Source organism: Streptomyces sp. NPDC015125 (genome assembly GCF_043080045.1).
In the GTDB taxonomy this organism is placed as follows: domain Bacteria; phylum Actinomycetota; class Actinomycetes; order Streptomycetales; family Streptomycetaceae; genus Streptomyces.
This window is the reverse complement of record NZ_JBIBVF010000004.1, coordinates 20,172-37,185: the sequence shown is the minus strand read 5'-3', so window position 1 is coordinate 37,185 and position 17,014 is coordinate 20,172. Positions and strand designations below refer to the sequence as shown.

12 protein-coding genes and 1 pseudogene are annotated in these 17,014 nt (G+C 72.3%); 6 read left to right on the top strand and 7 right to left on the bottom strand.

All coding sequences use genetic code 11. The annotated features are described in order from the left end of the window. Positions 1–145: 145 nt before the first annotated feature. Positions 146–769, bottom strand: a pseudogene (locus ACF088_RS12340) (CoA transferase); the annotation flags it as partial. A 93-nt stretch (positions 770–862) separates the two neighbouring features. Here ACF088_RS12340 and ACF088_RS12335 point away from each other — a divergent pair. The 3 genes from ACF088_RS12335 (at position 863) to ACF088_RS12325 (ending at position 2,870) form a co-directional block, all read left to right on the top strand. Continuing rightward, complete coding sequence (locus ACF088_RS12335; RefSeq protein WP_392375623.1) at positions 863–1,270, top strand: hypothetical protein; 408 nt, start codon at positions 863–865, stop codon at positions 1,268–1,270. 182 nt (positions 1,271–1,452) lie between these two features. Beyond that, positions 1,453–2,640 carry a cytochrome P450 gene (locus ACF088_RS12330; RefSeq protein ID WP_392375622.1) on the top strand — a complete coding sequence of 396 codons (1,188 nt, stop codon included), beginning with the start codon at positions 1,453–1,455 and terminating at the stop codon, positions 2,638–2,640. 35 nt (positions 2,641–2,675) lie between these two features. Beyond that, positions 2,676–2,870 (top strand): ferredoxin, encoded by a 195-nt coding sequence (locus tag ACF088_RS12325; RefSeq protein ID WP_088800950.1) that lies wholly within the window; start codon positions 2,676–2,678, stop codon positions 2,868–2,870. Positions 2,871–2,989: 119 nt separating this feature from the next. Here ACF088_RS12325 and ACF088_RS12320 read toward each other — a convergent pair whose 3' ends face one another. The 5 genes from ACF088_RS12320 to ACF088_RS12300 form a co-directional block, all read right to left on the bottom strand. Beyond that, positions 2,990–4,777 carry a CocE/NonD family hydrolase gene (locus tag ACF088_RS12320; protein WP_392375621.1) on the bottom strand — a complete coding sequence of 596 codons (1,788 nt, stop codon included), beginning with the start codon at positions 4,775–4,777 and terminating at the stop codon, positions 2,990–2,992. A gap of 285 nt (positions 4,778–5,062) precedes the next feature. Next, a complete protein-coding gene (locus ACF088_RS12315; protein WP_392375620.1) occupies positions 5,063–5,995 on the bottom strand; it encodes an LD-carboxypeptidase in 933 nt (310 codons plus the stop codon). Beyond that, positions 5,992–8,022, bottom strand: a complete 2,031-nt coding sequence (locus tag ACF088_RS12310) for a prolyl oligopeptidase family serine peptidase (protein ID WP_392375619.1) — start codon at positions 8,020–8,022, stop codon at positions 5,992–5,994. The genes ACF088_RS12315 and ACF088_RS12310 overlap by 4 nt, the downstream gene beginning before the upstream one ends. A 42-nt stretch (positions 8,023–8,064) precedes the next feature. Then, positions 8,065–9,435 carry a M20/M25/M40 family metallo-hydrolase gene (locus tag ACF088_RS12305; protein WP_392375618.1) on the bottom strand — a complete coding sequence of 457 codons (1,371 nt, stop codon included), beginning with the start codon at positions 9,433–9,435 and terminating at the stop codon, positions 8,065–8,067. Continuing rightward, positions 9,428–10,261 carry a M55 family metallopeptidase gene (locus ACF088_RS12300; protein ID WP_392375995.1) on the bottom strand — a complete coding sequence of 278 codons (834 nt, stop codon included), beginning with the start codon at positions 10,259–10,261 and terminating at the stop codon, positions 9,428–9,430. The genes ACF088_RS12305 and ACF088_RS12300 overlap by 8 nt, the downstream gene beginning before the upstream one ends. A 379-nt stretch (positions 10,262–10,640) precedes the next feature. On the opposite strand from ACF088_RS12300, the gene ACF088_RS12295 reads away from it, so the two are divergent. The 3 genes from ACF088_RS12295 (at position 10,641) to ACF088_RS12285 (ending at position 14,016) form a co-directional block, all read left to right on the top strand. Further along, positions 10,641–11,522, top strand: a complete 882-nt coding sequence (locus ACF088_RS12295) for a helix-turn-helix domain-containing protein (protein ID WP_392375617.1) — start codon at positions 10,641–10,643, stop codon at positions 11,520–11,522. Positions 11,523–11,818: 296 nt separating this feature from the next. Beyond that, positions 11,819–12,694, top strand: coding sequence for a serine hydrolase (locus ACF088_RS12290; protein ID WP_392375616.1), 876 nt, complete (start codon positions 11,819–11,821; stop codon positions 12,692–12,694). Between the two features lie 485 nt (positions 12,695–13,179). Beyond that, entirely contained in the window at positions 13,180–14,016 is an 837-nt protein-coding gene (locus ACF088_RS12285) for a class I SAM-dependent methyltransferase (RefSeq protein WP_392375615.1), read from the top strand. Positions 14,017–14,403: 387 nt separating this feature from the next. Here ACF088_RS12285 and ACF088_RS12280 read toward each other — a convergent pair whose 3' ends face one another. Then, positions 14,404–16,929, bottom strand: a complete 2,526-nt coding sequence (locus tag ACF088_RS12280; RefSeq protein WP_392375614.1) for an MFS transporter — start codon at positions 16,927–16,929, stop codon at positions 14,404–14,406. Positions 16,930–17,014: the final 85 nt, after the last annotated feature.

Below are 17,014 nucleotides of genomic sequence, written 5' to 3'. Positions count from 1 at the left end.
ACGGAGGGGGAGGGCAGCAGGCCAGCAGTTGGCGGTGGTGCCGCCGCCGGTTGCGAGGGGCCCCGCCCGCCCTCACAGCGGCCTCCGGCCCGTGGCCCCCGCCCTCCGCAACCGCCCGCTCCTACTGCCACACCGGCGCATCCGTGCCGCAGCGGCCGGGTGGGGTCGCCCAGGTGGCCGGGGCGCCGTCGAGGGTCAGCAGCGGGTGGGCGGCCACGGCGGCGCCCTGCGGGTGGGCGCTCCAGGCCTCGGGGGTGCGGGCGGCGACGGCCAGCCCGCCCGCGGCACAGACCGTCTCCTCGATCTCCTCGGCCCGGCGGCCGGACAGCTCGGCCTCGACGTCCGCTCCCCCGGCGGTCCCGGGGAGGTCCAGCGCGCGGAGCAACCGGTCGCGGTGGTGCGGATAGTTGGCGTGCGTACGTACCCAGCCGTCGGCGGTGCGCCAGAAGCGGGAGAGCGGGGCGAAGGACGAGCAGGCACGGCCGTCGACCCGCAGGTGGCGTTCGCTGAGGAAGGCGGTGGCCACCGCCCCGTCATCGACCCGTACGGCGGGCACCGGACGGCCGTTGCGCCGGGCTGCCAGTTCGGCCGCGGCCAGCGCGCAGACCGCGACCGTGGACCGGGCCAGCGCCATGACCGGCAGCCGGGCCGGCAGCAGACCGGGGGGACCGCCGTACGCGATCCGTCCCGTCAGGGCCGGGTCGCCGGCCAGGGCCGCCCAGGCCAGATCCGTACCGCCGCCCCGCTCACCCTCGTGTCGTCGCCCCATGACGGCAGTCTGGCAGGGGCCCGGATCGCGCCTGCGCCGCCTCCCGTTCCTGCATACGGTGGCGTATGTTTGTCCGTACGGTGCCGTATGAACATGGCAGCACAGCGAGCGAAGGCACTCCGCGACGGCGGCGCACGACAGCGGCTGACCGCTGCGGACCGGGCCGATGGCGCCCTGGCGGCCATGGGCCGGCTCGCCGCGGTGGCCGTGGAGCGGCCGGCCGCCCGGCTGGGCGCCACCAAGGCCGGCTTCGCGCTCGCCCGGATGACCGCCCGGCGCCTCGGCCATATCGCCGCGCTCTTCGCGGAGCCGGGCTTTCCCGAGGACGGGCCCAGAGCCGCGGCCCGCTCGCCTGCACCGCCCTTCTTGGGCACACCCAGCTCGGGCACACCCTTCTCGGGCACACCCAGCTCGGGCATGCCGTCCCGCAGAGCCGGCGGCCCGGTGCCGCACGCGACCGTTACCTGGACGGGGCGCCCGAAACCCTCGTACGGCCCCTGAACGGAGGTGACGGTTCCGAAAATGAGCGAACCTGAACGAAATTGGCCGAACTGCGCGTAGACGCGCCCGGTATCCGAGGCATGAGGTGAGATCAGCGCGGCGAACACGGCGCGCTTCAGCATTGACATCTCACACCCCGAGCAGCTCGATCCCACTTGAGCTCCTCGTACGGGAGGAATTCCGTGACCGAAGCCATCTCCTACTTTCAGGACCGCACCTGTCCCTACCACCCGCCCGCCGGCTATCAGCCGCTGCGGGAGACCGGACCGCTGACGCATGTCGCGCTCTATGACGGCCGCAAGGTCTGGGCGGTAACCGGCCACAGCGAGGCACGGGCGCTGCTGAGCGACCAGCGGCTCTCCTCCGACCGGCAGAACCCCGCCTTCCCGATGCCGGTCGAGCGCTTCGCAGCGATCCGCCAGGTCAGAACCCCGCTGCTCGGGGTCGACGACCCCGAGCACAACACCCAGCGCCGGATGCTGATCCCCAGCTTCAGCGTGAAACGGGTCGCCGCGCTGCGGCCGGACATCCAGCGGATCGTCGACGAGCTGCTCGACCGGATGCTGGCGGAGGGCCCGCCCACCGAGCTGGTCTCCGCGTTCGCGCTGCCGGTCCCCTCGATGGTGATCTGCTCGCTGCTCGGCGTCCCGTACTCCGACCACGAGTTCTTCGAGGACGCCTCCAGCCGCCTGCTGCGCAGCCGTACGGCCGAGGCGGCGGAGGCCGCCCGCACCGAGCTGGAGGAGTACTTCACCGAGCTGATCGCCCACAAGGAGAAGAACCCGGGCGAGGGGCTGCTGGACGAACTGGTCGAGGAGCGGCTGCGGGCCGGCGACCTCGCCCACGAGGACCTGGTCCGGCTCGCCATGATCCTGCTGGTGGCCGGCCATGAGACCACCGCCAACATGATCTCGCTCGGCACCTTCACCCTCCTCGAACACCCCGGGCAGCTGGCTCAGCTGAAGGCCGAGGAGAGCCTGATGCCGGCCGCCGTCGAGGAACTGCTGCGGTTCCTGTCCATCGCGGACGGCATGCTGCGGGTGGCCACGGAGGACATCGAGATCGGCGGGCAGCTCATCCGCGCCGACGACGGCGTTCTGTTCCCCACCTCGCTGATCAACCGGGACGACGCCGCCTATCCGTCACCGGACGAGCTGGACCTCGACCGTTCGGCCCGTCATCACGTGGCGTTCGGCTTCGGGATCCACCAGTGCCTGGGCCAGAACCTCGCCCGCGCCGAGATGGACATCGCGCTGCGCTCGCTGTTCACCAGAATCCCGGACCTGCGGCTCGCCGTGCCGGCCGCCGAGATTCCGTTCAAGCCGGGCGACACCCTGCAAGGAATGATCGAACTGCCGCTGGCCTGGTAGCAGCCATGACGGCAGACGAACGAAAGGGGTCCGGGATGCGGATCACCATCGACACCGACCGCTGTATCGGCGCCGGCCAGTGCGCCCTGACCGCGCCGGGAGTCTTCACCCAGGACGACGACGGTTTCAGCGCCCTGCTGCCCGGCCGTGAGGACGGCGCGGGCGACCCGCTGGTGCGAGAGGCCGCCCGCGCCTGTCCCGTGCAGGCCATCTCGGTCACGGACGACTGAGCCACCGCCCCCGCGGACGGCCCGGCTGACGCGCGCGGCTCCCGGCTGACACCCGGCGCCCCCGGCGTGCCCGGCACCTTCCGCCCTCCTACTTGTCCCTACGGCATCCACCCCATCCGCTACCGCAACACCCCTTGGGTGACGGGCAGTTCGAGCACCCCGGTGTTCTCGGGCCCGGCGCTGACCGTCACCGGCTTGACCCCTCGGTTGCCCGCATAGGCGTCGTCGCTCGCGGCGAGGACCAAGCGCAGTCGGTGCCCCGGCTCGTAACGGTGCACGATGCCCGGCAGTTCCACGGTGAACCTCCGGGTCACATCGGGCACCCGGGCCGGGGCCACCAGCCGGTGCACCAGCGTCTTCCTGCCGTCCGGCGCGACGTCGTAGAGCTTGGCGAAGAGCACCAGCTTGTCGGCCGCGTCAGCGGAGTTCTGTACCCGCTCGGCCTGCGGTGAGGAGACCTTCAGCGTCACTCTGGGCACACCCACCACCTCCACCGCCCCGCCCGTCACCGGCCGCGAGGTCCAGTCCAGGTAGGTGCCCCTGGCGTCGTAGGGCGCCACGTCCGGCAGGCCGAGCAGCCCGGCCAGCGAACTCTCGGAGTGGCTGGTGGCCGTCCGCAGGTTGCGGTACTCCCGGCTGCCGCGCGCCACCTCGCCGCGGCGGCCGACGAGTTTGCCGTCCCCGGAGAGGTACAGCCGCCGGCTGCCGCCCGCCGGGAAGACGGGCGAGGTGGCGTAGGCGGACCCGCCGGTCACCCAGTCCCGGTAGTAGGCGAAGGCCGGGCCGGTGACGGTAGCCGTCCGACGGCGCAGATACCGGTCGAACCACGCAAGGATCCGCCGCCCGGCATAGCTGGTGTCCAGGTTGCCCTGCGCCAGGTCGAGTTCGCCCTGCGCCGGCTTCCTCATCCCGCCGCTGTGGCCCCAGGCCTGCCAGATCATCTTGACCGGGGTGCCCTGTGCGGCCAGCGTCCGGTAGCTGGCGGTGGCCTCGTTGAGGTTGAACAGGCTGTCGTCCTGGCCCTGGACCAGTAGCGTCGGGGCCTTGACCGAGGCCAGATACGACACCGGGGAGACACTGCGTGCGTAGGCGAGCACGGCCCGGGTCCGCGCCGCCGGGTACCTGCCGGAATCCAGCAGCCGTTTGGTGTCGCAGGCCTGCGCGACGAAGTGCAGACAGCCGGCGCCGCCGGACCTCGACGGGTCGAGGTGGGGGTGCAGCAGCCCCTGCGCCTCGCCGATCAGGAAGAACCCGTTGGTCCACTGCCACTTGTACGCACCGGGCAGCGGTCCGCCGGCGCCCTGCGTACGGCCGGCGTTGTTGGGGTCGAGGGAGTAGGAGAGGTCGTTCCAGGTGATGAGGGGGACCAGCGCGTCGACCCGGTGGTCGACAGCGGCGGTGGCCAGCTGCACCGCCCCGCCGTAGGACCCGCCGATCATGCCGACCCGCGGGTCCCCCGCCCCGTCCTTGGCGACATAGTCGATACGCGTCCCGTTGTCGGCCGCACGGGCACCGGCCAGCAGGTCGACCAGCCCGCTTGCCGCCCGGCCGTCGATCCGGGGGTCGTCCAGGGAGATCGGGCAGCCGGTCTTGCCGAAGCCGAGTCCGGAGTAGGCCAGCGCCACATAGCCGCGGGCGGCGAAGGCCTTGGCGAGGGCGTCGGTCGGGCCGTCCGCCTTGTCGCCGCCGAAGCCGTTGGTGGTCAGCACGGCGGGCGCCGGATGGGCGGCGGCGGCACCGGCCGGGCGGTAGACGTCCGTGTCGAGGGTGCACTTGCGGTCCCCGGCCCGGACGGTGACCTGCAGCGCGGTGACGGTGTACGGGGCGGCGGCGGCCACCGCGGGTGCGGGGGCGGTCAGGGCGAGAGGGGCGACGAGGGCGGAACCGGCCAGCAGGGCGAGGGACATGCGGAGCAGGGGGCGGCGGGACACTCCTCGGAACACGCCTCGGGACACGCTGGGCACGAAGACCTCCACACACGTCGTACCAACCAGTCGGTAACGGCGCGCTCATGCTGTGCCACGGGTAAAGGGAAGTCAACGGCCCTGACGTGCGTCGCCGTTAGGACGTCAGTTCAGCGCCGCCCCCGTTGCGATACGAGGCGACACGGCAGGCCGACAGCCCCGGCAACGCCCCGCCATGACGAAGCATCAGGGGTCACCCATCAGGGACGAGCCGTCAGGGAAGGCCCCTCACACGGTCGCCGGTCGCTCGAAGGTCAGCGTGCCGGCCGTCGCGTCCAGTTCCGCGGGGACCCCCAGCGGCAGGGTCAGCGCCCAGTCGCCGTGCCCGAAGCCGAACTCCTCGGCCACCGGCACCCCGAGCCCGCCCAGCCGGTCCACCAGCACCTCCCGCACCCGGTCGTAGGGACCGCAGCCGGCCCAGGACCCGAGCACGATCCCGGCGACACCGTCCAGCCAGCCGGCCCGCAGGAGTTGGGTGAGCGCCCGGTCGAGGCGGTAGGGCGGCTCCCCGATGTCTTCCAGCAGCAGGAGGCCGCCCGCCGCGCCGCGCCTGGCCCTCGGGGAGCCCAACTCGGTGGCGAGCATGGTCAGACAGCCGCCGAGGGTGACCCCGCGGGCCCGTCCGGGCACCAGGGGCCGGGCGGTCGGCGACACCAGGGTCCGGACGGTCTCCGGTGCGAAGAGGGTGCGCCGCAGATGCTCGCGGGTGGCGTCGTCCTTGAGGAAGACCTCACCCGCCACGGCCGGCCCGTGCAGGGTGGACACCCCGGCGCGCACCGCGAACGCCTCGTGCAGCACCGTCACATCGCTGAAGCCGACCAGCGGCTTGGGGGCCGCGGCCCGGAGGGTGTCCCAGTCCAGCAGATCGACCATCCGCTGGGCACCGTAGCCGCCCCGCCCCGCGAACACGGCCTTGACGGCGGGGTCGCACCACGCCTCCTGAAGGTCGCGGGCCCGCTCCTCGTCGGCCGCGGCCAGATAACGCAGGGTGGCGTGGGTGTCCCTGGCATGGGGGGCGGCGACCGGGTCGAGATCCCAGCTCCGCAGTACGTCCAGGCCGCGGTCGAGCCGCTCCGGTGCGAGGGGGCCGCTGGGTGCCACCACCGCCACCCGGTCGCCGGGCCGCAGCCGCGGCGCCCGTACCGGCTCCGCCGCGGTCATCCGCGCAGCTCCAGCGCCGGGACATCGCTCCGGGCGAGGCCGAAGGTCTGGGAATACAGGGAGAGTTCGGCCTCCACGGCGCGCACGATGGTGTCCGCCCGACGGAAGCCGTGCCCCTCCCCGGCGAAGGCCAGATAGGCGTGCGGCGTACCGCGCCCGGCGACCGCGGCGAGGAACCGTTCGCACTGCACGGGCGGGCAGATCACATCGTCCAGGCCCTGGAGCAGCAGGAACGGCGCGGCGATACGGTCCGCGCGGTGCAGCGGCGAGCGCTCGCGGTAGCGCTCGGGCACCTCCGCGAGCGGACCGACCAGCGACTCCAGGTACTGCGACTCGAAGTCATGGGTCTCGTCGGTGGCCCAGCCGGTCAGGTCCAGGATCGGATAGCTGATGGTGCCGCAGGCGTAGAGGTTGGTGGCGGTCAGTGAGGCGGCGGCGGTCCAGCCGCCGGCGCTGCCGCCGCGGATGGCCAGCCGCGCACGGTCGGCGGTGCCCTCGTCGGCCAGCGCCCGGGCCACGGCCGCACAGTCCTCGACGTCCACCACGCCCCACTGGCCGCGCAGCCGCTCGCGGTACTCCCGGCCGTAGCCCGTCGACCCGCCGTAGTTGACCTCGGCGATGCCGATGCCCCGGGAGGTGAAGTAGGCGATCTCCAGGTCGAGCACCATGGGGGCGTGTCCGGTGGGGCCGCCGTGTGCCCACACCACGAAGGGCGGCAACTCGCCGTCGGGCGCCCGGTGGTCGGGGTTGTGCGGCGGATAGATGTGGGCGTGGATGTCCCGTCCGTCGGGGCCGGTGAAGGTACGGCTCTGCGGCCGGGGGTAGTAGGCCGGGTCCAGGATGTCGGCATGCCGGCAGGCGATCGCCCGGGTGCGCCCGGTGCAGGTGTCCAGCTCGACGATCTCGTACGAGCGGTGCGGTCCTGCGGCGATGCCGAGGACGCGGCTGCCCTGCACGGCGAGGGTGGGCGCCCACTCCGTCCAGGGACCGGCGGAGTCGACGAGTTCGCCGCTCACCGGGTCGAGGATGCCCAGAGTGGTGGAGCCGCGGCCGTGGATCACCGCGACGGTGCCGTTCTCCAGCGGCAGGAACCAGCGCTGCCCGACATTCCACAGCGGACCGCCGAACTCCTCCTGCCGGGCGGGGCACAGGGCGTGGCCCGCCACCGCGCCGTCGCCCTCCCCGCCGTCGGGATCGATGCGCTGCACCTCCCACCAGCCGCTGCGGTCCGAGACGAAGAGCAACGAGCCATCCGCCGCCCACTCGATCTGCGCGACGGACTCCCCTGCCGCGCCGCCGCCCGGCGCGCCGGTGCCGAGGTCGCCGACGAGCGGCCGGACGTCCTCGAACTCGCCCTTGCCGGTGATCCCGGCCACCATCACCAGCGTGCCCTCCCAGGGCATCAGGGGGTGGTCCCAGGCGATCCATGCGGCCCGCCGCCCGTCCGCGGAAATCCGCGGGCCGGTCACAAAGCGGTGCCGGTCATCGCTCAACTCCCTTACGCAGGAGCGGTTTTCGGCGGCGGAACCATCGAGTGGCACGGCCGCGATCACCCTGCGCACATCGGTCGGCCGGTCGCCCGTGAACTCCTCCAGGACGCACCACACCTCGCCGGACTCCGGGCGCAGTACCGGATCGACCCAGCGCAGTCCGGCGCCGATGCCGGAGAGCGGGGTGAGCGGGCGCGGGGCGTCGCCGCTGTCCGGTGTGCAGACGTACAGCCGCTGGTCGGCGAAGTTGCTGAAGACGAGGAGCGGTCCGTGCTCGGTGACGGTACCGGCCCAGGGCTGGCCGCCGTACTCCAGCACCCGGCTGCGGACGTTCCAGGGTGCGGGCAGCACCGGCTCCTCGGCGCCGTCCGGCCGCCGGCGGACCAGCGCCCGCCGGCCGCCCTCCGCGGGCCGCGGCTCCGTCCACCACACTTCGTCGCCGACCACACCGACAAAGGCCGGCCGGCCGTCGTGGGCGGCGACCGCCCGGGCGTCTATCGGGGACGTCCAGCCGCCGTACGGAGCCGTGGTCACCATGTGCAGTTCCTCTCCTCCACCGGTCGGGCGTACTCCGGCCGGTCAGACCGTGCGCAGGAAGTGATCGAGCACCCGGACGCCGAAGTGCAGCCCCTCGACCGGCACGCGCTCGTCCACACCGTGGAAGAGCGCCTGGTAGTCGAACCCCTCGGGCAGTCTGAGCGGCGAGAAACCATAGCCGGTGATGCCCAGCCGGGAGAACTGTTTGGCGTCCGTGCCGCCGGACATGCAGTAGGGGACGACATGGCCGCCCGGGTCGAAGCGCTCGATCGCGGCCCGCATCGCGGCATAGGCCGGGGAGTCGACCGGGGCCTGCAGCGCGACCTCGCGGTGGTGGTAGTCCCAGCTCACCCCGGGCCCCGTGAGTTCGTCCATGGTCGTACGGAACTCCGCCTCTCCTCCGGGAAGCACCCGGCCGTCCACATACGCGACGGCCGATCCCGGGATCACATTGACCTTGTAACCGGCCGAAAGCATCGTCGGATTGGCGCTGTTGCGGACGGTCGGCTCGACCAGCTTGGCGGCCGCACCGAGCCGGCCGAGCAGCGCATCGACATCAAAGTGCGGCGCGTCGACATCCACCTCGACGGCGTGCAGCGCGGCGAGCCTGCCGAGCGCGGCCCGCACGGTCGGGGTGAGCCGGACCGGCCACTCGTGCGCGCCGATCCGGGCCACGGCGGCGGCCAGCCTGCTGACGGCGTTGTCGCGATTGACCTTCGAGCCGTGCCCCGCCCGGCCCCGGGCGGTCAGCTTCAGCCAGGCGGTACCGCGCTCCCCCGCCGCGATCGGATACAGCCGCATCCCGCGGTCCGCATGGAAGGTGAAGGCCCCGGACTCGCTGATGCCTTCGGTGCAGCCCTCGAAGAGCCCGGCGTGCCGGTCGGCCAGGAAGCCCGCGCCGTCCTCGGCACTGGCCTCCTCGTCGGCGGTGAAGGCCAGCACGATGTCCCGCCGCGGCCGCACTCCGCTGCGGGCCCACTGCCGTACGGCGGCGAGGACCATCGCGTCCATGTTCTTCATGTCGATGGCGCCCCGGCCCCAGACCACGCCGTCGCGCACTTCCCCGGAGAAGGGGTGCACGCTCCACTCGGCGGGCTCGGCGGGGACCACATCCAGATGACCGTGCACCAGCAGGGCGTCGGCCCCGGGGTCGGTGCCCTCGATACGGGCGACGACATTCGTGCGACCCGTGCTGCGCTCCAGCAGTGCCGGCGTCAGTCCGGCCTCGGCCAGCCGCTCGGCGACGTACTCGGCGGCCGGCCGTTCCCGGCAGGTACCGTCACCGGCGTTGCCGGTATCGATCCGGATCAGCTCGGAGGTGAACCGCACCACCTCGTCGAGCGCCTGCCGGTCCACGCCGCCGGCCTGCTGCCCGGCCGCCGGCTCCCCGGCCGCCCTCTCCCGCTCAGCCATATTGTTCCTCCACGGCGGACGACACGACGGTGGTGACCGCCTTGAAGCACCGGATGGCTTCGTACATGTCCTGACCGGTATAGGCGACCCGGCGCTCTCCCGTGCGCTCCACGCCGGGTACACAGGTCGCCGCGCCCACCAGATGCTCGGCGTCGAACTCCAACTCGAACCGGAACGGCCCGCACCGGGACGGTTCGTGACGTACCGCCAGCACCGCCCCCTTGCAGGACGCGGCCCGGATCTCGGCTGCCGTTCGGGCCGGCGGCCGGCACACCGCCGCATAGCGCGACACATAGTCCTTGACCGCTACGGCGGGTGCTTGCGGGGCGTAACCCAGCGCGTCCTGACAGGTGCGGTCGTCGCCGGTGACCAGCACCACCGGTACGCCGTACTCGGCGACCACAAGGGAGTTCAGATACCCCTCGCTCGCACGGGTGCCGTCGACCCAGACGCCGGTGAGGGTGTTGGCGAGGTAGGTGTGCGCAAGGACGCCTTCGGTGCCCGCCCCGGTGTGGTAGCCGACGAACGCGATGCCGTCGACATCGCCGTGCTGCACACCTTCGACCATGCTGAGCGATTTATGCCGCCCGGTGAGCATCTGAGCCCGCTCATCGAGCTGTTCCAGCAGCAGATTGCGCATGGTCCAGTGCGCCTCGTTGACCAGCACCTCGTCGGCCCCGCCGTCGAAGAATCCGGCAATCGCCGCATTGACGTCGGACGTGAACATGTGGCGGCAGCGCTCCCATTGAGGGGTGCCGGGCAGCACATCGGCGGGCCAGGTCACGCCGGTGGCGCCCTCCATGTCCGCGGAGATGAGGATCTTCACATTCACCAGTCCTATCGCAGCTAGGAGGCGGTACGCAGGATTCCTGACATCACTCGTTCACATCGCGTTCGGAGGGCCCGAACAGCTCCCCCAGCCTAACCAGGACCTCCGGGCTGACGCCCCGTCCAGGACCTGCCGGGACGCCCCCGTTGGCGGCAGCATCACGATTCCTTCGCTGCTGCACCACGATTCCTTCCAACCGGAACCTGGGGGTACGCTCTTGTGGCACCGCATCTCAGGCAGTTTCTGTCGCAAAGCGGAAGGACTTCTGACGGATTCCGAAAGGGCATCCGAACGAGTTCTGTCAGCTGCCGACGGCACGTGCCAGGTGAGGTAGAACAGGCTGGACCAGCTTCCCACGCGATGAAACAGAGGCAGAATGGTGAGCGAAGCCCTCAACGACGCCTTACCGCAACGCGGCATCCGGGCCGACAGTGAAGACGACCAACTCGCGATCCTGACCGAACTGATCGCGCAAACACTTTGCGATCGCAACCCAGGCTTCCGGGAAGTCATCGAGCGCGGCGGTCACCAGCAGGTCACCCGCCTGATCGAGGAGGTACTACGACGCGGCCGGCCGCTACCCGACAAGGTGCGCGCCGTCATGCTGCGCACCGACACCGACATCCATCTCGTGGCGTCCGCACTGGGCGACTGTCTGGTCAGCGCGCCGGAGGAGGCACCGGGCCTGCTGATCCCCGCCCAGCTCGCCGACGGCAAGAGCGGCAGGGCCAGACTGAAGGGCGTACTGCGGCACCGCGCCGCCGTGGTCGGTCATGCGGTACCGGCGCACGAGGCCGCCGCGTCCGTGCGCTCCGCATCCCGGCTACTGGATCTGGCATCCCCGCACGACGGCCCCGAGGCCGGTGTGGTGTTCGTCGACGACCACCTCTCGTCCCTTCTGCTCCTGCAGGACGAGTCACTGTCCCGCACGCTGATCGCCCGCCATCTGAGCCCGCTCGCGGGACTGACGCCGGAGCGGTGCGAGCGGCTGGAAGCCACCCTGCTGGCCTGGCTCGGCGGCATGGGGGCTCCCGAGGTGGCCAAGGCGCTCAGCATCCACCCGCAGACGGTGCGCTACCGGATGCGCCAGCTCGAAAAGCTGTTCGGGGCCGGCCTTCGCGACCCCCGGACCCGGTTCGAGATCGAGATGGCACTCCGCAGCCGCCAGCTGATGGCCGGTGCACGACGGAGGCGCGCGGCCGCCACCCGTCGCCCACGCACCGCCACCAAACTCCGCAAGGCCCTGCCACGCCCCTAGAAACCACCCGGACCACCACCCGCACCCACCGGAAACCAGCCGCACCCACCCCCACGAACCCACCCCCTACCCACCGCCCGATTTGTCGAAAATCACACCACGACACGCAACCCAAATACGGACAATTCACCCCATTCACCCAAGGCGTCCAGACCCCCGCCACGTATCGTCACTGTGACCTTCAACCGGGACCCCGGCCGCAGCACGGCCGCAGCTGCCCGGCGCACCGCCGGTCACCCGAGGCCGGCCACCCGGTAGCGGGCCTCCGATACACAGCGGGACAGGACACCACCTTCATGCACGGATCACGCATAGCGACCCGCACGCGCCGTGGGCTGGCCGCGGCCGTGGCCGCCGGAGCACTGCTCACGGCACTCACCACGGCGACCTCGGCCTCGGCCAGCACCTCCAGCACGCCGGTGGGCGACTCCCGGGTCGTGTGCACCTCCAAGAAGCCGGGCCTGGCGCCCGCCCTGTCGCAGGACATCGCCGACGCCCTCCACGGGCGCAAGGGCGCCTCGGCGCTGGCGGTCTACGACCGCCCAACCCGCACCCGCTGCGAGTTCAAGGCCGGCACCCACTTCGACTCGGCGAGTGTGGTGAAGGTCACCGTGCTCGGTGCCCTGCTGCGGCAGAGCCAGGAGGCACACCGCAAGCTGACCCCGCACGAGGTGAAGCAGACCACCGCCATGATCACCAAGTCGGACAACGACGCGACCTCGGCGCTCTGGCACCAGATCCGCTCGGCCGGCATCAAGCACTTCCTGTCCCTGGCGGGGATGGGGCACACCGTCCCCGGCGCGGGCAAGGCCTGGGGCCTCACCCAGGTCACCGCCGCCGACCAGCTCACCCTGATGCAGCTGCTCACCACGGACAACACGGTGCTCACCGCGGCCTCCCGCGGCTATGCGCTCGACCTGATGCACCGGGTCGCCCCCGACCAGCGCTGGGGCGTGCCCGCCGGCGCCCCCGCCACGGCCTCCGCCCACGTCAAGAACGGCTGGCTGCCGCGCCACACCGGCGGCTGGCGGATCAACAGCGTCGGCTCCTTCACCGGCGGCGGAAACGACTACGGCATGGCCGTCCTCTCCACCGGAAGCCGGACCATGGACTACGGGGTGGACACCGTCGAGGGCGCCGCCCGCGTCATCCACCGCGATCTGGCCCACTGACCTCCGCAGGCCGGCACCGGCTCGCCTCCGGGACCGGCTCCTCTGCGGGACCGGCCCACCTCCCGGGCCGACCCGTCTCCGGAGCCGGCTCCTCCCCCGGGCGGGTTCCCTCCCGGGCCGCCTCCTCTCCCGGGCCGGACGCCCTCATCAACCGGCCTTGTCCGAGGGACCGTTGGCACCGGCCTCCCACAACTCCGCCGCCGTGAAGCGGTGTCGGAGCGCATCCGGCCTCCGACCTCCTGCGCGGGCAGGCGGGCGAGCGAGCCCCGGCTCCCGCCCGGCACCCGGCAGTTGCCCGGTACCGGCCAGAGGACAGGGCGCATTCCGCAGTACGACTATGCACTCCCGAGGGTGACCGGCCCCCCGATCGGCCCCGTGCGGGGCGGGAGCGGCGGTATCAACGCGACATCGAGGCAGTGCAGCCGGCGGGCCGAGAGGCGTCGCGCCGCCGGACCGCCGCCACACCGCACTCTGGGAGGAACTCGGTGCCAGTCCGCGTCACGGCAGACCTCAAGGGAGTTCCCGAAACGGCGTTGTGGACGCTCTACCACCGCGCCGCCGAGGCCGCCCGCCCGGACACGGTGCTGCCCGATCCACGCGCCGTACAGCTCCGCACCGAGGTCGACTTCCCCTTCGCGGAGCGGCTGGGCGCCGTCCGGCCATGGCTGGCGCAGGCCATCGCCCTCCGGGCCCTCGGATTCGACGGCGTCGTGCGGGCCTTCCTCGCCGCCCACCCGGAGGGCACCGTGATCGCTCTCGGCGAGGGTCTGGAGACCCAGTTCTGGCGGGTCGGCAACGGCCGGGCCCACTGGGTCACCGTCGACCTCGCCGAACCGCTGGCGCTGCGCGGCCGGGTACTTCCGCACGGAGATCGGCAGCGGCTCGTCGCCTGTGACATCCGCGAACGCCGGTGGATGGCCGGGATCGACGCCACACGCGGGGTGTTGGTGACCGCGCAGGGCGTGCTGATGTATCTGCGGCCGGCGGAAGTGTTCCGGCTGATCGCCGACTGCGCCGAGGCGTTTCCCGGCGGCTCGATGGTGTTCGACACCGTGTCGCGGCGCTTCAGCGCCCGCACCCGCGCCGGCGCCAAGGGGCCCGGCGGCCATCAGCTGCCCCCGATGCCCTGGGGCATGGACGCGGCCGGGCGGGACCAACTGCGCGCCGCCCATCCGGCCATCGGCGACGTGGCCGACGTCCCGCTGCCCGCGGGCCGTGGGTTCCTCGGCTATCTCGCGCCCCGCGCCGCGGCCGTGCCCTTGCTCCGCGGGGACCGCCCGCTGATCACCCGGCTGCGTTTCGGTACGGCGCCGCCGAGTTGACCCGTCCGCCCTGACCGGTCGCCCGGCCCCTGGCCGACCCCGGTGCGATCACCCGACGCGATGCGCCCTGGACGGTGGAGAGCCGCCTGTACCGCCGGCCGGCCCCCGATCGATACCCCCAGCGCATGCGCCCGGGTCAGGCGGAGCCGATCGGGGGTATCTCGTCGATCGAGCAACTCGTCGATCCAGGCCGCCTGGTCGGCACCGGACGTCATCGGTGCCGGAGATCATCGGTGCCGGACACCCTCGGTGCCGGACACCATCGGCACTCACTGCACACTGCAGCCCGGCTCGCCGAGCCCGTCGACGGCATACGGGCGGCACTCCCCGACGAGGGAGCGCCGCCGGCACACCGTGCACACCGTGCGCCGAAGGGTCGCGCAGCGCTCAGTCCTCGTGCCCCAGCTGGAGGTCGCGCTCGGTGCGGCCGCCGCCCGCCACCCGCAGGACGGTGGCCACCGGCGGGTATCCGGCGGCGATGACGGTGTATTCGCCGGCGGACAGATCCACGAAGCGGAACAGCCCGTCGGCGCCGGTGGTCGCGGTGTCGACGACATTTCCGGCGGCGTCCAGGAGGGTGACCCTGGCGTCCTCTACGGGGCGGCCACCGCCGGCCCGTACGGTCCCGCGCAGCACCGCACCGCCGGCGAGCTCGATGTCCTGCCGGGTCTCCCGCGACGCCTGCACGGTCACCGGCAGCGCGGCGGGGCGGAACGCCGGGGCGCTGGAGGCGAGGGTGTACTCCCCGGCCACCAACTCCCCCATGACATAGCCTCCTTCGCGTCCGCTGCGGGTGGTGGCGACGACCTCGCCGCGGACATCGGTGAGGGTGACCATGGCATCGCGTACGGGTGTGCCGTCGGCGGTGGTGACGGTGCCCGCGAGGCGTCCCGCGCCGCCGAGTACGACGTCCAGTTCGACCGGCCGCTCGCCGACGGTGACGCTGACGGCCTGCGGCTGGTGCCCGCCCGCCGCCGCGATCAGCACATACGAGCCGGCCCCCGGGGTGCTCAGTGCATACCGCCCGTCGTCGCCGGTGGCGCCGCGGCCGACCTGGCGGCCGGCGACATCGATGAGGGTGAGCGCGGCACGCGGCACGATGCTGCCGTCGTGGTGCTGGACGGTGCCGCACACCGGGACGCCGGCCGTGACGGTGGGGTGTCCGGGGGCGCCATAGCCGTGTGTCCGGGGGTACGTCGGCCTGCTGTCAGGTGAGTTGGGGGCGGCCGCCTCGGTCGTGGAACGGGCCGGGGGGACGGCGGCGGGGTCGGCCGGATCCCCGTACGAAGCCTGCGGGGACGGAGAGGCCTGCGGGGCAGGAGAGGCGTGGGACACCAGGGGTTTCTCTTTCAGGAAGAAGGCGAGCACAAGGCCCAGGACGAGCACCGGCACGAGATAGAAGAAGATCCCCGGCACGGCCTGCACATACGCGGCGAGATGGCCGTCGCGCAGCGAGGCGGGCAGTGCGTGCACCAGTTGCGGGGTGATCGACTCCGGGTCGGGCAGCCGCGCCGACGCCGGCAGCCGGCGGGCGAGGCGGTCGGCGATGAGGGTGCCGAAGAGGGCCGTCCCGATGCTGCCGCCGATCTGCCGGAAGTAGTGGGTGGCGCTGGTCGCGGTGCCGAGGTCCGCGGCGCGTACGGAGTTCTGCACGGCGAGCACCAGCACCGGCAGCACGAAGCCGATGCCGAGGCCGAGAATGCCCGCCCAGAGGCTGTAGACCTCGCGCGGGGTGTCCTGCTGCATCCGCGACAGCAGCCACATCCCCACGGCGGCCAGCGCGCAGCCGAGGACGGGGAACGCCTTGTAGTGCCCGGTCCGGCCGATGAGCCGGCCGGCGACGAGGGAGGCGCCGACGAGGCCGCCCAGCATGGGCAGCATCAGCAGCCCGGACTCGGTGGCCGTGACTCCGTCGGCCATCTGCAGGAAGGTCGGCAGGTAGCTGGCGGCGCCGAAGAGCGCAATGCCGATGACGGCGCCGATCAGGCCGGTGATGTTGAAGATCGAGTCACGGAACAGCCGTAGCGGGATCAGCGGTTCGGCGGCGACGTACTCGACGGCGAGGAACAGCACGGCACAGCCGAGCGCACCGGCGCCGAGTCCGAGGACGACCCGCGAATTCCAGGCGTATGCGGTACCGCCCCAACTGGTCAGCAGGACCAGGCAGGTGGAGAACGCGGCGAGCAGCAGCGCTCCGGCGACATCCGGTCTGACGCGGCGCGAGGGCCGGGGCAGCTTCAGGCCGAGGGCGATGACGACGAGCGTCAGCGCGCCGAACGGGACGTTGAGGTAGAAGCACCAGCGCCAGGAGGTGTGGTCGGTGCAGAAGCCGCCGATCAGCGGTCCCGCCACGGAGGCGAGTCCGAAGGCGGCACCGATCAGCCCCATGGAGCGGCGGCGGGCCCGCGGCGGTACGACATCGGCGATGATCGCCTGGACGCCGATGATCAGCCCGCCGCCGCCGACGCCCTGGACGGCACGGAAGGCGATCAGTTCGTCCATCGTCCGCGACCAGCCGGCCAGCGCCGAGCCGGCGGTGAAGACGAGGAGGGCGAAGAGGAAGACGGGCTTGCGGCCGAAGAGGTCGCCGAGCTTGCCGTAGAGCGGCAGGCCGATGGTCGAGGCGAGGAGGTAGGACGTCACCGCCCAGGACATCTTGTCCAGGCCGTGCAGCTCGCCGACGATCTTGGGGAGCGCGGTGGCGACGATGGTCTGGCCGAGGGCCGCGAGCAGCAGCGCCGGCATCAGGGCGAGGAAGACCAGGCGGACGCGGCGGGGGCCGACCTTAACCGGCGCACCGGGAGCGGGCCCCTCGGTCCTGTCGTTCACGGCCGGAACCGTTGTCGTACCGGAGACGTGCGGACCGCTCCGCTCGACCCGCTCGACCCGCTCGCTCAGGGTGGTCCCGCCCACGTGCTGCTCCCCTCGTCACGCCTGTTGCCGCCCAATTTCTCGCATTGGGCGACAACACCGAACAACCACGGCGAAAGGGTGCGGG